The organism is Shewanella sp. 30m-14 (assembly GCF_052977125.1).
On the sequence record NZ_JBRILW010000008.1, the window covers coordinates 1 to 14,361 of the forward strand.

A 14,361-nucleotide genomic window follows, 5' to 3' on the forward strand; every position below is an offset into this window, starting at 1 on the left:
GAGGAGGCGTATTCTACACTCTCCAGTGGCGGCGTCAAGCGCTTATTTTAAGAAGTTTTTCAAGCGATGATTTCTTAATCACTCTCGTGAAAAGAAGCAAAACCCGAAGCTCTTAAAGCGTTTGTCACCTAAGATTAATTTCCGTAGAAGTTAATCTCTCTAACGCTGTGTGCTTGGCTAGTTGCCTGCTTCACCGTGTCAGTGGGGTCGCATTATAGGGAGATTCGAAAAGAGCGCAAGTGCTTTTTTCGAAAATAAACGCCTTTTTTTAATGTTTTAATTTAAGCACAACTTAGCCACTAGTTACCCTCAGACTTATCCACAAAACTTGCTTTCAGCGACGCTTTTATCGCCAGCACCAAATTAAAGTTAAGCTATTTCTACACGGTATCAATGTTACTGTGGTTGGATTGCACCACTCGTTTATCTTCTTACTGTCTTCTTACTCGCTTCTTACTAGCCTATCTTCATATATACATAACTTATGTAGCAAGGCGCTATTTGGGTTAAGAGCCAGACTTAGGAAACTAATAAATTAACCCACTATCCTTTTTCATTGGTAATAAAAAAGGGCGACTCAATGAGTCACCCTTTTCTTTAGCATTGTTTTGCTATTCTAGCTAAGCTTGCCGTGGCATTGCTTGTACTTCTTACCAGAACCACATGGGCAAGGATCATTGCGACCAACTTTCTCGCCATCGCGAACTGTTGGTTGGGTAGCAGCCAATGCAGCACTTTCTTCTGCGCCCACTATAGCTTCAGCTTGTGCATGTTGATAATCACGACGGATCTTGGCATCTTCTTGGCGACGACGCTCTTCCATCTCTTCAACATCTGATTGTGCCTGTACTTGTACTTTAGACAGGATGCTAATCACATCGTGCTTTAGTGATTCAAGCATCTGCTGGAACAACTCAAACGATTCACGCTTATATTCTTGCTTTGGATTCTTTTGTGCATAACCACGCAAGTGAATACCTTGACGCAGGTGATCCATTGCAGAAAGGTGCTCTTTCCACAAACCATCAAGCGTTTGCAGCATGACCGCCTTTTCGAATTGACGTAGAACTTGCTCGCCTACCATCTCTTCTTTTGCTTTATATGCATTAACCCAAGTATCAACAATACGCTCACGCAAGGTTTCTTCATGCAAGTCATCTTCTTTATCCAACCATTCTTGAATTGGCAGACTCATTGCGTATTCTTGCTGTAGGCGTTTCTCTAACCCTTCAACATCCCAAAGCTCTTCAACAGACTGACGCGGAATATATTGATCGATGAGGCCGTTAACCACATCTGCTTGGATATTTGTGATCGTTTCCTGAATACTTTCAGCATCCATCAACTCATTTCGTTGAGCATAAACAACCTGACGCTGGTCATTAGCAACATCATCAAATTCAAGTAACTGCTTACGGATATCAAAGTTACGTGCTTCTACTTTACGTTGTGCATTTTCGATAGCGCGTGACACCCATGGATGCTCAATCGCTTCACCCTCTTCCATTCCAAGTTTCTTCATCATTGAAGATACGCGGTCAGAAGCAAAGATACGCATTAAGCTATCTTCCATAGATAGATAGAAACGAGATGAACCAGCATCACCCTGACGACCAGAACGACCACGTAGCTGGTTATCGATACGGCGAGATTCGTGACGTTCAGTACCTAGAATATGTAGACCACCGGCTTCAACAACTTCATCATGACGAACTTTCCAGTCAGCTTTAATCTTAGCTTTCTGCTCGTCAGTTGCGTTAGCTAGCGCATCAATTTCCATGTTCCAGTTGCCGCCCAACACGATATCGGTACCACGACCGGCCATGTTAGTTGCCACTGTTACCGCACCAATTCGACCAGCTTGAGCAACAATATCAGCTTCACGCTCGTGGAACTTAGCATTCAAAATCTCATGCGGGATCTTTTGTTTCTTAAGTAAGCTGTGTAACAGTTCTGATTGTTCAATCGATACTGTACCGACCAATACTGGTTGTCCACGCTCACGGCAGCCAACGATATCTTTTACGATTGCAGCATACTTTTCGTCAGCTGTCAGATAAACCAAATCAGGGTTATCTTGACGAACCATTGGACGGTTAGTCGGAACAACCACTGTATCAAGTCCGTAGATGTGTTGGAATTCGAATGCTTCAGTATCGGCAGTACCCGTCATACCCGCTAACTTTTCGTACTGGCGGAAGAAGTTCTGGAAAGTGATTGAGGCTAATGTTTGGTTTTCATTTTGAATATGAACCCCTTCTTTAGCTTCTACCGCTTGATGCAAACCTTCAGACCAACGACGACCAGGCATAGTACGGCCAGTATGTTCATCAACAATAACGACTTCGTTATCTTGAACAATATAGTCTACGTCTTTTTCAAATAAGGTATGGGCACGTAGTGCTGCATTTACATGATGTAATAAAGAGATATTAGCAGCAGAATAAAGCGAGTCGCCTTCGGCTAGCATGCCACGCTCAGTTAGCAGTACTTCAACTTTCTCTTGACCACGTTCGGTCATGTGCACTTGCTTTGACTTCTCATCAACTGAGTAATCACCTTCACCCACATACTCTTCAGTATCTTCTTTATCTTGCGCGATAAGATTTGGGATCAGTGTATTGATCTTGATGTATAGCTCAGAGCTATCTTCAGCCGCACCAGAAATAATTAGCGGCGTACGTGCTTCATCAATAAGAATCGAGTCGACTTCATCGATTAGTGCATAGTGAAGTGGACGTTGAACGCGCTCACTTGGCGAGAACGCCATGTTGTCACGTAGGTAATCAAAACCGAATTCGTTGTTAGTACCGTAAGTAATATCTGCATCATAGGCAGCTTTCTTTTCTACTTGCCCAAGACCCGCAACGTTAATACCAACGGTTAAACCAAGGAATTCGAAAAGAGGACGGTTGTTTTCAGCGTCTCGACCCGCAAGGTAATCGTTCACCGTGATGACGTGTACACCTTTGCCCGTTAGACCATTAAGGTAGGCTGGCAGAGTTGCCGTCAGTGTTTTACCTTCACCGGTACGCATTTCTGCAATACGGTTACTATCCAGGATCATGCCACCAATAAGCTGCACATCGAAGTGACGCATATCAAATACACGCTTCGAGGCTTCACGTACTGTCGCGAATGCTTCAGGTAATACGCCTTCTAATGTTTCACCGCCGTCTAAACGCTCGCGGAAGTGGGCCGTTTTTGCTTTTAAATCTTCATCAGATAGCTTTTCGTACTCAGCCTCTAGTGCGTTAATTTTATTAACGACTTTACCAAATGCTTTAAGTGTACGATCGTTGCGACTACCAAATACTTTTGTCAGTAATTTACCAAACATCTGAACCACTTCTATGTTGTTGGCCAAGTCCCTTTGAGAGCCTGAAAGCCTATTTTATGATTAACCTGCCTTGCGGTAGACATACTTTTGCGGATCGATCTGCTGTCCACCACGCAACACTTCATAGTGTACATGAGGCCCAGTTGAGCGCCCAGTACTTCCCATCACAGCGATTTTATCGCCTTTAGCGACCACATCGCCCACAGTTACTGACAAAGCTTTATTGTGACCATAACGAGTGCTTAGACCATTTCCATGATCAATTTCGACTAACTCACCATAACCAAACATCTTGTCCGCCCATGTAACTACGCCACCTGCTGTCGCGATTACATCGACGCCCTCTTTTCCAGCAAAGTCGATACCTTTATGCATCGTTCTTTTACCGTTAAAAGGATCATTACGTAAACCATAGGGCGAGGATAACCAACCTTTCTGGATTGGTCGCCCAGATATATAACGCTCTTCATCTATATGGAGATTAGATGCTACTGTTTCAAGTAGTGATAACTGAACATTATTATTATCTATTCGAGACACCAACTTATCCATATCTGCGATAAGCTGATCGAGTTCGATGTTAGTACCCAACTCACTGATACCACCAACACCGACTTCTGAAGAGAAATCAAATTGATCTTCTAATTGATTATTGAGAGCAACTTGCTGACCCAGTGCTTCTAAGCGCGTGAGTTTAGCTTGCATACGAGCAACGTGGGCAACCAACATCGAAAGTTGAGTCTCTGTCGCACTCTTTAGCGCGACTAACTCATCTTTTTGTTCTTCACGAGCCATACGCTCGCCGTCGACATTAGCTTGTTGCTGTGTAAGTTGCTTGGCATTGTGCTGATAAAGACCCGTACCTGCTGCGATGAGCAAAATAGGCAATAGCAGCCAACGCTTTCCTGGTTGCCAGCGTGTGGCACCATTTCGACCTTGAATAAAAACTGTTACACTCATAGCCTAATTAAGCCATTTTATTATCATATGAAAAAGCCCCCACAGGATCTCAGTCAGTTACTACATCAGCAAGGCACAATGCCTAACTTAGCTGAAAAGGCAGAACTGTTATTACACTTAGATCGCTACGTGAAACAAGTGCTAACTGGTCCAGTGACAGAGCAACTAAAGGTTGCCAATTTACGCCAAGGGATCTTGGTTATTGAAACAACTACGGCTGCTTGGGCGGCAAGAATTAACTTCCAAAAACCCAAAATATTACAACAGCTGCAAGCCGAAACGCTACCCATGCTTACCGCAATCGAGGTTAAAGTCAACCCAAGCTTGTTAATGTATGAAACAAAACCCAAGGTCGCTCACAACCTAATTAGTGAAAATGCCGCCGCTCATATTGAAGCGTTAGCTGAACATACTGAGGGGACATTAGCGGTAAAACTAAAACGGCTGGCTGCATTAGCCAGCCGTTCAAGGCAATCTTAATTCGCGATTAAGCGAATACAGCACCCGCGGGTACCGAGAAGCTGACTGGTGCGTCGGCTTCTTTTTCAAAACTGACAATTTCCCAAGCGTCCTGCTGTGCAAGCATGGCACGTACTAACTGATTGTTAAGTGCGTGGCCAGTTTTGTATGCACAGAACTCACCAACAATAGCGTGACCCGCTACATATAGATCACCAAAAGCGTCAAGAATCTTATGCTTAACGAACTCGTCCTCATAACGCAGGCCATCGGGGTTGAGGACGCGATATTCGTCAAGAACAACAGCATTTTCCATGCTGCCACCTAGTGCAAGATTATTCGCTCTTAGGTACTCAATATCGCGCATAAAACCAAAGGTTCTTGCACGGCTGATATCTTTCACAAAAGCAGACGATGAAAAATCCATAACCATATGCTGCTGACTACGCGCGATCTCTGGGTGGTTAAAGTCAATTGCGAAATCGACTCTGAAGCCTTTAAAAGGTTTCAACTCTGCCCACTTATCACCGTCTTCAACACGGATAGGTTTAGTGATTTTGATGTATTTTTTAGCGGCGTTTTGCTCTTGAATACCTACAGACTGAAGTAGGAAAACAAAAGGACTCGCACTGCCATCCATAATTGGAATTTCAGGCGCGTCAACTTCGATAACTGCGTTATCAATACCTAGTCCGGCTAGCGCTGCAAATAGATGCTCAATTGTTGAGATACGAACACCATCATCATTTACCAAGGCAGTACACATAGTCGTTTCACGAACTTGATCGGCAACAGCTGGTATTTCAACTGCAGGCGACAAGTCGGTACGAACTAGCTTAATACCGGTATTGATGGGCGCGGGTTTAATGATCAACGTAACCTTGTTGCCGGAATGCAATCCAACACCAGTCGTTTTAACCATTTCTTTTACAGTTCTTTGAAAAATCATGTATTTACCCGTTCATTATCTCAACAAAAAAGCGCTAACCGCACACTTTTCAGTCGTGTGCAGGCTATGCTGGTCGGATATCTTAGCATATCTTTGCAAATTCACCAAAACTCACTCAGCTTTAGGACAATAGTTTAGTATTGCCTCATACTTCTTAACTATTTATTAACACTAAGATTAATCAGCTTGCTTACGCAAAAATGCTGGGATATCTAAGTAGTCAAGATCGCTCTTTTTTTCAGCCACTGGTGTTGCTACTTGAGGCTGAGTTGCAGCTGCAGTATTACCGTGTGACATCGTTGGAGCGATAGCGTCTTCTGCTGCAAAGCTCTCTACACGAGGCTCAGCTGGAACAATCGGCTCTGGACGTGGAGCAGGCTTAGATACTAGCTGGATATCCGGCTTCTTTTCTGCGCCAATACCCGTAGCAACAACCGTTACACGTAGCTCATCAGACATTTCAGGGTCGATTACCGCGCCCACAACAACAGTTGCGTTATCAGAAGCATAAGCCTTAACGTGGTTACCCACAGTCTCGAACTCTTCAATGCTCATATCCATACCCGCAGTGATGTTAACTAATACGCCACGCGCACCAGCTAGATCAATATCTTCAAGTAATGGACTTGCAACAGCCGCTTCTGCAGCTTCTTCAGCACGATCTTCACCGCTTGCTACACCGGTACCCATCATGGCATTACCCATTTCAGACATAACCGTTTTTACGTCGGCGAAATCGACGTTGATTAGACCTGGGCGAGTAATTAGCTCGGCAATACCTTGAACCGCGCCAAGTAACACGTTGTTAGCTGCAGCGAATGCATCTAATAAAGACGTACCACGACCTAACACTTTAAGTAACTTTTCATTTGGAATGGTAATTAGCGAGTCAACATGCTTAGCAAGCTGCTCAATACCTTGATCCGCGTAGGTCATACGCTTCTTGCCTTCGAATGGGAAAGGCTTGGTTACAACAGCAACAGTAAGAATACCTTCTTCACGTGCAATTTCTGCAACTACTGGTGCAGCACCAGTACCGGTACCACCGCCCATACCCGCAGCGATAAAGATCATGTCTGAACCTTTAATCGCATTACGAATGTTTTCTCTGTCTTCTTCTGCCGCTAAACGACCGATTTCAGGGTTGGCGCCAGCGCCTAAACCTTTGGTCACATCGCGACCCAATTGAATTGTGGTCGTTGCAGCAGACTTACGCAAAGCTTGTGCGTCAGTATTTGTTGCTACAAACTCAACACCTTCGATGTTGTGTTTAACCATATGCTCAACAGCGTTACCGCCGCCACCACCGACACCGATGACCTTAATCACCGCTTCGTCTGAATGACTATCCATGATCTCAAACATGGTCTTTTCTCCGTTATGCCTGCGTTATTAACTAAAACTCGCCTTTAAACCAGCTCTGAACCCGATTCCAAAGACTGGTAACCCCTTGTCGTTCAGGACGTTCGAACTGTCGTTCGATCACTCTGCGCGCACCATAGTGAAGCAACCCGACTCCGGTAGAGTAAATAGGCTGATCCACATATTCGTGTAAACCTTTAACTGGCAGCGGCTGTGCCATTCTCACTGGCATACCAAATGTCGCTTCAGCGATATCAACGGCACCTTCAATCGATGCGGTACCACCAGTAATGACAATGCCTGCTGCAACCTGATCTTCTAAGCCGCTATCGCGTAGCTGCTTTAAGATCAATTCAAATAATTCTTGGTATCTAGGTTCAACCACTTCCGCTAACGTGTGACGTGACATGCTACGTGAAGGACGACCACCTACTGAAGGCACCTCGATACTGTCTTCACGGCTCACCATCGCGCTACGAGCGCTAGCGTGCTGCACCTTAATCTGTTCTGCGTGTGACAAAGGTGTACGGAATATCTTAGCGATATCGTTAGTCACCTGATTACCCGCAACGGGCACGACAGCACAGTGACGCAGTGCACCATTGGTATAAACCGCAATATCGGTTGTACCACCACCAATATCGACCAAGCAAACGCCTAAGTCTTTCTCATCATCAGTCAGTACTGAATCAGCTGAAGCGATGGCTGAAAACACTAAGTCGTCAACTTTTAAACCACAGCGCTCGACACTCTTAGTGATGTTCTTAGCCATGTCATTGGCACAAGTCACGATATGGACCTTGGCTTCCATACGCATACCTGACATGCCAATTGGGCTCTTAATGCCGTCCTGTATATCAATAGCGTATTCTTGAGGCAATACATGCAAGATACGACGCTCAGTTGGAATTTTGACAGAGCGAGCCGTATGGATCACATTGTCGACATCTTCTTGAGTCACTTCTTCGTCGTTAATCGACACCATGCCGTTTTCATTCTGACATTCGATATGTTTGCCAGAAATACTTAAATACACCGATGAGACCTGGCAATCTGCCATTAACTCGGCTTGATCCAGTGCTCTTTGTACGCTGCGGACGATAGAGTCGAGATCGTTTACGCCGCCTTTATCCATCCCCCTTGAAGGATGGTTTCCCAGACCGACAATACTGATCTCACCGTCAGGCAATACTTCACCAATGATCACAGCGACTTTTGATGTCCCTATGTCCAATCCCACAATCAGATTTCTATCTAGATTCTTGGTCATTAATTAACGGCTCTCTTTTTGTGCATCATCCCAACCTACGGCCAAACCTGTGTCGTAGCGCAAATCCACAATAGCTACCTGTTTATCTTGCTTTGCAAGTTTTGGGTAGACGTGGATAAATCTTTGTATCCTTGCCATCTTATCTTCTCGACCGAGCTCCAGCTTAATGCCATTATTTAGCTCAGCGTGCCAAGCATGCCTTGGACTTAAGCTTAAACTTTGTAAGTTAAAGCCATTAATTCTTAATAACTCGCCTACCTGCTGGTAAGTAGTTAGTACCGACTTACCTTGCTCTTCAGGACCCGTCAATATAGGTAAATTAGGTATACCTTCTTTCGCCGGTGCATCAAACACTTCGCCGTAAATATTGAGCCAAGCATCACCATTCCAATGCGCAACTGGTTTTTGTTCAACCAAATATACCTTTAACTTGGCTGGCCACTCGCGCCTAACGGAGGCTTGGTAAACCCAAGGTAATGCTTCGAGGGCTTCTTGCACTTGGGTCACATCAGCCGAAAAGAAACTCCTCTGCATCAAATCCTGCAATGCTAGTTGGATCTCTTTATCGTCTGTATATAAGCGCTCCCCTTTAATCGCTACCGCTTCAATAGGTAGCGCATCAGCATCATTTAGCACGGTATTGAGTTTCATCACTGCCATCGATAAACCAATCAATACGCACAGTAAGAACGCCAAACCAAAACACAGATACCAATCAGCTTGCGAAAGCAAAACTCGAATACGCTGACCTTTCTCGCGCCAAGACACCTTAGGCTTCCTTTTGCAACCGGGAACTCAGAAAATCGGCCATTATATAGCCCTTATTCCAAGCGTCAAAATTAGATGTGTAACTTAAGGTATATAACTCTAAATTACGCATTTTTTTCATCAGTAGTCTCAGTACCAAAACCCAAATTCGATTCGGCAAGGCTACGTGATAACAACCCAATACTGCCAGCCCCTTGGGTCAGCAGTAAATCACCGTCTTGCAATATCTCTGGTAAAACGGTTTCTAGCTGCTCAGTGCTCGCAACAAATACAGGCTCAACCTGACCACGAACACGAATAGAGCGACACAATGCCCGACTGTCAGCCCCCGGAATAGGTGCTTCACCTGCGGCGTATACATCTAACATCAACAGGCAGTCGACTTGTGATAGTACTTCTACAAAGTCCTCATACAAGTCGCGGGTACGACTGTAACGGTGCGGCTGATAGATCATCACCAAGCGGCGTTCAGGCCAACCGAGTCTGGCTGCCTTAATCGTGGCGGCAACTTCACTTGGGTGGTGACCATAGTCATCAACCAATTTAATCTCACCTTTCGCGGTACTAAACTCGCCAATTTGCTGAAAACGACGACCAATGCCTTGAAACTCACCTAAAGCAGCAATAATTGCTTCATCTTCGATGTCATCTTCAGTAGCTACGGCAATCGCTGCCAGCGCGTTTAACACGTTGTGCTCGCCTGGCAAGTTAACTGTTAAGCGCACATCTGCTAACCCTGCACGTCTAACCGTGAATGCGCTGCAATAGCCTGTTTGCTCGAAATCTAGCGCCTGCACATCAGCGTCATCGCTAAAACCGTAAGTCACTACACGACGACCAATACGTGGAATAAGCTCTCGTACAATAGGGTCATCGATACAGACTACTGCAACCCCATAAAAAGGCAGGTTATGCAGGAAATCAACGAAGGTTGTTTTAAGCTTTTCTAGATCACCTTCATAGGTATCCATATGGTCAGCTTCGATGTTAGTCACGACACTGACCATCGGCTGCAGATGTAAAAAGCTCGCGTCACTCTCATCAGCTTCAGCAATTAAGTAACGGCTATGACCTAATCGAGCGTTAGTACCTGCGCTATTTAACAAGCCGCCAATCACAAAAGTGGGATCGCGCTCTGCTTGACCATAAACACTTGCGATCAAACTCGTCGTAGTCGTCTTACCGTGAGTTCCGGCAACAGCGACACCATGACGGTAGCGCATCAGCTCAGCTAGCATTTCAGCCCGACGCACCACGGGGATCCTAAGCGCTTTTGCTGCAACCAACTCAGGGTTGTCAGCGCTAATCGCGGTTGAAACAACAACCACGTCTACACCTTTAACTTGGCTTGCATCGTGGCCAATATAGATGGTCGCACCAAGTTGAGCTAATCGCTGAGTGACCGCACTTTCAGCGATATCTGAACCACTTAACTGGTAACCTTCATTAACAAGCACTTCCGCTATGCCGCCCATACCCGCACCACCTATTCCAACAAAATAGATGTGCTTAACCCTGCGCATTTCAGGGATCATGGATCTTAGCTGCGAATACTTCTCTGCTTTGTTACTCATCTCAACCCTTCTGTGCTAATCGAATACAGACGTTGGCGACTCTTTGAGTTGCATCTAAAATGGCAACGTCTCGAGCACGCTGGCCCATATTGCATAATTCTTGTTTATCAGATGCCAGCATCGACAATTTAGTCATTAACTTGCTGGTATCGACTATAGGCTGTGGCAGTAAAAATGCTGCCCCAGCGTTAACTAATACTTGGGCATTTTTAGTCTGATGATCATCTACCGCATGTGGGTATGGCACTAGCAAGCTCGGTAAACCGACTGCAGCTAATTCAGATACGGTTAACGCACCAGAGCGACACACCACCACATCAGCCCAGCGATAAGCCGCTTCCATATCATCAATAAACTCAGCAACGCTTACGCTGCCATCTTGGCCTAATCGTTGATATTCGGCTTTAACGCTCGCTAAATTATCACGCCCAACTTGATGCCAAACCGTCATTGAATGGGTTTTACTCACCCCTTCGAGTACACTTGGCATGACATCATTAAAAATCTTTGCTCCCAAACTACCGCCTACAACGAGCACTTTTAGCGAATCATCGTCACAGGCAGGCTTTTGCTTTTCGCCAAGGGCGATAAGCTCTTTGCGGATAGGATTACCGACAGTTTCAGCTTTAATGTCGGTAAAGGTACCGTCAAAGGCACATAGCACCTCAGAGGCGATACGCGACAACAATCTATTGGTCATGCCCGGAATCGCATTCTGTTCATGCAACACCAAAGGTATGCCACACATCTTGGCTGCAACGCCGCCAGGACCGCTAGCAAAGCCGCCCATGCCCATCACTACATCGGGCTTAAACTTTTTAATAACAGCACGCGCTTGCATCACCGAACGTAGGATCTTAAATGGCGCAGCGAGCTTTCGCATCAAGCCATTACCACGCACACCTTTAATATCGATAAAGTCGATATCAAAGCCATGTTGTGGCACTAATCTCGCTTCCATTCGCTCTGCAGTGCCTAACCAACGCACTTTCCAGCCTTGCTGACTCAAATATTTAGCCACCGCTAGCGCAGGAAATACATGGCCGCCAGTTCCGCCAGCCATGATTAAAATGCGTTTTTCTTCAGCTTGGTTAGTCATTAATTCACTCATTGTTTACTTGTCCGGCCTTCAACGGCCTGAATAACACTTAATCGTCTTTCATGGTCTATTCGGATAAGCAACATGGCTGCCGCCGTCATGACCCACAAACTACTACCGCCATAGCTAATAAATGGCAGAGTTAATCCTTTGGTTGGTAACATACCAATACTGGCACCAACGTTTACCACGGTTTGAAAGCAGATCCAGATCCCGATGCCATAAGCAAGATAACCTTCGAATGCTCTTTCTAGTGCTAGACACATACTGCCGAGTTTAATCGCTCGCAGTGCAACAAATAGCAGCACTGCTAATACGGCGATAATGCCGATAAACCCTAACTCTTCGCCAATAACCGCAAAGATAAAGTCAGTGTGCGCCTCAGGCAGATACTCTAACTTTTGAATACTGTTGCCTAAGCCTTGGCCAAACCAATCACCGCGTCCATACGCCATAAGAGATTGAGTCAGCTGATAACCGCTACCGAACGGATCTTGCCACGGGTCGAGGAACGACGTTACTCGGCGCATTCGGTAGGGCTCAAGTAATACCAAGGCCACGAATGCTAATATCCCAGTTAAGATCAATGCGAAGAAGTCCAGTAATCGCGCGCCCGCTAAAAACAGTAACCCGACGGTACCCACAAACAGTACGACCACAGTACCTAAGTCTGGTTGCATCAAAATCAAAAACGCATATACAGCAAAAACAGCAATGGGCTTATAAAAGCCTTTAGCGTTTTCTCTAATCTCTTGGTGGCGTCGTACCAAGTAGCCAGCCATGTAGATGGCAAAGGCAAACTTAGCTATCTCGGCTACCTGAATACGGATTGGCCCTATCGATAACCAGCGGGTTGCTCCATTAACGGTTGTGCCCACAAACAGCACCGCGACCAGCATGACACCAACGACGACCAACAACCACGGACTAAAGTGTTGCCAATGGCGCATCTCTATTTGCAGCACCACCGCCGCAATAATAACGCAACCGACTAAGTAAGCGCCGTGACGCCAAACAAAATGAAACGGATTGCCGGTCAAGGTTTGCGCCTCTGGCATAGAAGCTGACATCACCATCACAAAGCCAAAGCAGATAAGTGACAACACCGCAAACATTAACGGCCGATCATATAGCTGCATTCCTGGTGCCGAGGTGTCATTAAACAAATTCGGCAACGACCACTTAAAGCGGTTGCCAAATAAGCTTAACTGCTTCTCGCTACTCGCCATGAAGCGCTTCTACTAAGCTGCGAAATTCATCCCCGCGAGCCATAAAGTTGGGGTACATATCTAAGCTGGCGCATGCTGGTGACAAAATCACGATATCACCTGCTGTCGCTATCTCATGCGCCTTGGCAACAGCCTCTGCCATTGTCTTTACTTTTATTGAGTCCGCTTTTAACGCCGCGACTTTATCGCCATCTTTACCCAACGTGATTAGCTGGCTGACTTTGCCTAGTACTGGTACTAACGGAGAAAAGTCTGCACCTTTGCCGTCGCCGCCAGCGATCAAGATCAGTTCACCTAAGTGATCACTTAAGCCCTCGATTGCTGCGACAGTCGCGCCAACATTGGTCGCCTTAGAGTCATTGACATAAGTCACGCCAGCAATATCAGCAATCACTTCACAGCGATGAGCTAATCCACTGAATGTCTTAGCGACCTCGATTTGAAAATCTCGCCCAATACCTGCTGCAGTTGCTAACGCCATTGCCGCTATGACATTTGCATGGTTATGACTTCCCACAAGCACCACATCGCTAACAGACATAATCTGGCTGTTACCTTGCACGACCATTCCACCTGAAATTCCCCAGTCATCAACTTCTGGCGCATTTAAACCAAAACTTTGCTGATTAGTCGGATTATTCGGAATGGTTAATGGGTCTTCGCGATTAAACAGCACCATTTTGGTTTGTTCATACAGCTTAAGTTTTGCCTGGCGATATGACTCTAGATCGCTGTAACGATCCATATGGTCTTCGCTAATGTTGAGGCAAGTTGCTGCTGTGCACTGCAAACTCAGGGTAGTTTCAAGCTGAAAACTCGATAACTCTAAAATATATAAATCTTTAGGCTCCAGTAGTAGGTCCAAGGCTGGTATACCGATATTGCCACCAACAGCGTATGAACAAGCGCTGGCTTTAGCCATCTCGCCCACTAAGGTTGTGACCGTGGTTTTACCGTTAGAACCGGTAATACCAATCACTTTAGCAGAGGTTTTGCTCACTTCTCTCGCGAAAAGTTCCACATCACCAATCACCTCAATCCCCATATCGAATGCGACCCTAACTTCTGGGGTTTCGCATGCTATACCAGGACTGATGATGATCTGCTGCGCTTGCACTAAATAGCGACAATCAAATCCACCCGCGACTAACTCTACTTGAGGAAAGTCTGCCGCTAAGGTGTCAGCACCAGGAGGCTGAGTTCGGCTATCCATCACTAAAGGGACAATGCCTTGCGCACACAGGTAACGCACAACAGATAAGCCTGTTGCACCTAAACCTAAAACGATGTGTGAATATTGCTGCGCCATATCAGACCTATGTAATCCTGTTGTTTAAATTAACTGTGCTAT

11 protein-coding genes are annotated in these 14,361 nt (G+C 45.7%); 1 reads left to right on the forward strand and 10 read right to left on the reverse strand.

All coding sequences use genetic code 11. The annotated features are described in order from the left end of the window. Window positions 1–616: 616 nt before the first annotated feature. A complete protein-coding gene (gene secA / locus ACVBIU_RS07765) occupies window positions 617–3,340 on the reverse strand; it encodes a preprotein translocase subunit SecA (RefSeq protein ID WP_447163450.1) in 2,724 nt (907 codons plus the stop codon). A 60-nt stretch (window positions 3,341–3,400) separates the two neighbouring features. Next, a complete protein-coding gene (locus tag ACVBIU_RS07770; protein ID WP_447162410.1) occupies window positions 3,401–4,300 on the reverse strand; it encodes a M23 family metallopeptidase in 900 nt (299 codons plus the stop codon). A gap of 27 nt (window positions 4,301–4,327) precedes the next feature. Between ACVBIU_RS07770 and ACVBIU_RS07775 the strand changes: the two genes are divergently transcribed. Then, window positions 4,328–4,780: a DUF721 domain-containing protein gene (locus ACVBIU_RS07775; protein ID WP_447162409.1), complete on the forward strand. Its 453-nt coding sequence runs from the start codon at window positions 4,328–4,330 to the stop codon at window positions 4,778–4,780. Between the two features lie 7 nt (window positions 4,781–4,787). On the opposite strand, the gene lpxC is transcribed toward ACVBIU_RS07775, so the two are convergent. From lpxC to murD, 8 genes are all read right to left on the reverse strand, one after another. After that, window positions 4,788–5,708, reverse strand: a complete 921-nt coding sequence (gene lpxC / locus ACVBIU_RS07780; protein ID WP_447162408.1) for a UDP-3-O-acyl-N-acetylglucosamine deacetylase — start codon at window positions 5,706–5,708, stop codon at window positions 4,788–4,790. Between the two features lie 177 nt (window positions 5,709–5,885). Continuing rightward, window positions 5,886–7,073, reverse strand: a complete 1,188-nt coding sequence (ftsZ, locus tag ACVBIU_RS07785; RefSeq protein WP_447162407.1) for a cell division protein FtsZ — start codon at window positions 7,071–7,073, stop codon at window positions 5,886–5,888. Window positions 7,074–7,104: 31 nt separating this feature from the next. After that, complete coding sequence (gene ftsA, locus ACVBIU_RS07790; RefSeq protein WP_012157000.1) at window positions 7,105–8,340, reverse strand: cell division protein FtsA; 1,236 nt, start codon at window positions 8,338–8,340, stop codon at window positions 7,105–7,107. A gap of 3 nt (window positions 8,341–8,343) precedes the next feature. Next, window positions 8,344–9,108, reverse strand: coding sequence for a cell division protein FtsQ/DivIB (locus ACVBIU_RS07795; protein WP_447163451.1), 765 nt, complete (start codon window positions 9,106–9,108; stop codon window positions 8,344–8,346). Window positions 9,109–9,212: 104 nt separating this feature from the next. Next, a complete protein-coding gene (gene murC / locus ACVBIU_RS07800) occupies window positions 9,213–10,682 on the reverse strand; it encodes a UDP-N-acetylmuramate--L-alanine ligase (RefSeq protein ID WP_447162405.1) in 1,470 nt (489 codons plus the stop codon). A 1-nt stretch (window position 10,683) separates the two neighbouring features. After that, window positions 10,684–11,781: an undecaprenyldiphospho-muramoylpentapeptide beta-N-acetylglucosaminyltransferase gene (murG, locus tag ACVBIU_RS07805; RefSeq protein WP_447163522.1), complete on the reverse strand. Its 1,098-nt coding sequence runs from the start codon at window positions 11,779–11,781 to the stop codon at window positions 10,684–10,686. 8 nt (window positions 11,782–11,789) lie between these two features. Further along, on the reverse strand, window positions 11,790–13,010 hold the full coding sequence (ftsW, locus tag ACVBIU_RS07810; RefSeq protein ID WP_447162404.1) for a cell division protein FtsW: 1,221 nt from the start codon (window positions 13,008–13,010) through the stop codon (window positions 11,790–11,792). After that, window positions 13,000–14,319 carry a UDP-N-acetylmuramoyl-L-alanine--D-glutamate ligase gene (murD, locus tag ACVBIU_RS07815; RefSeq protein WP_447163452.1) on the reverse strand — a complete coding sequence of 440 codons (1,320 nt, stop codon included), beginning with the start codon at window positions 14,317–14,319 and terminating at the stop codon, window positions 13,000–13,002. The genes ftsW and murD overlap by 11 nt, the downstream gene beginning before the upstream one ends. Between the last annotated feature and the right edge of the window lie 42 nt (window positions 14,320–14,361).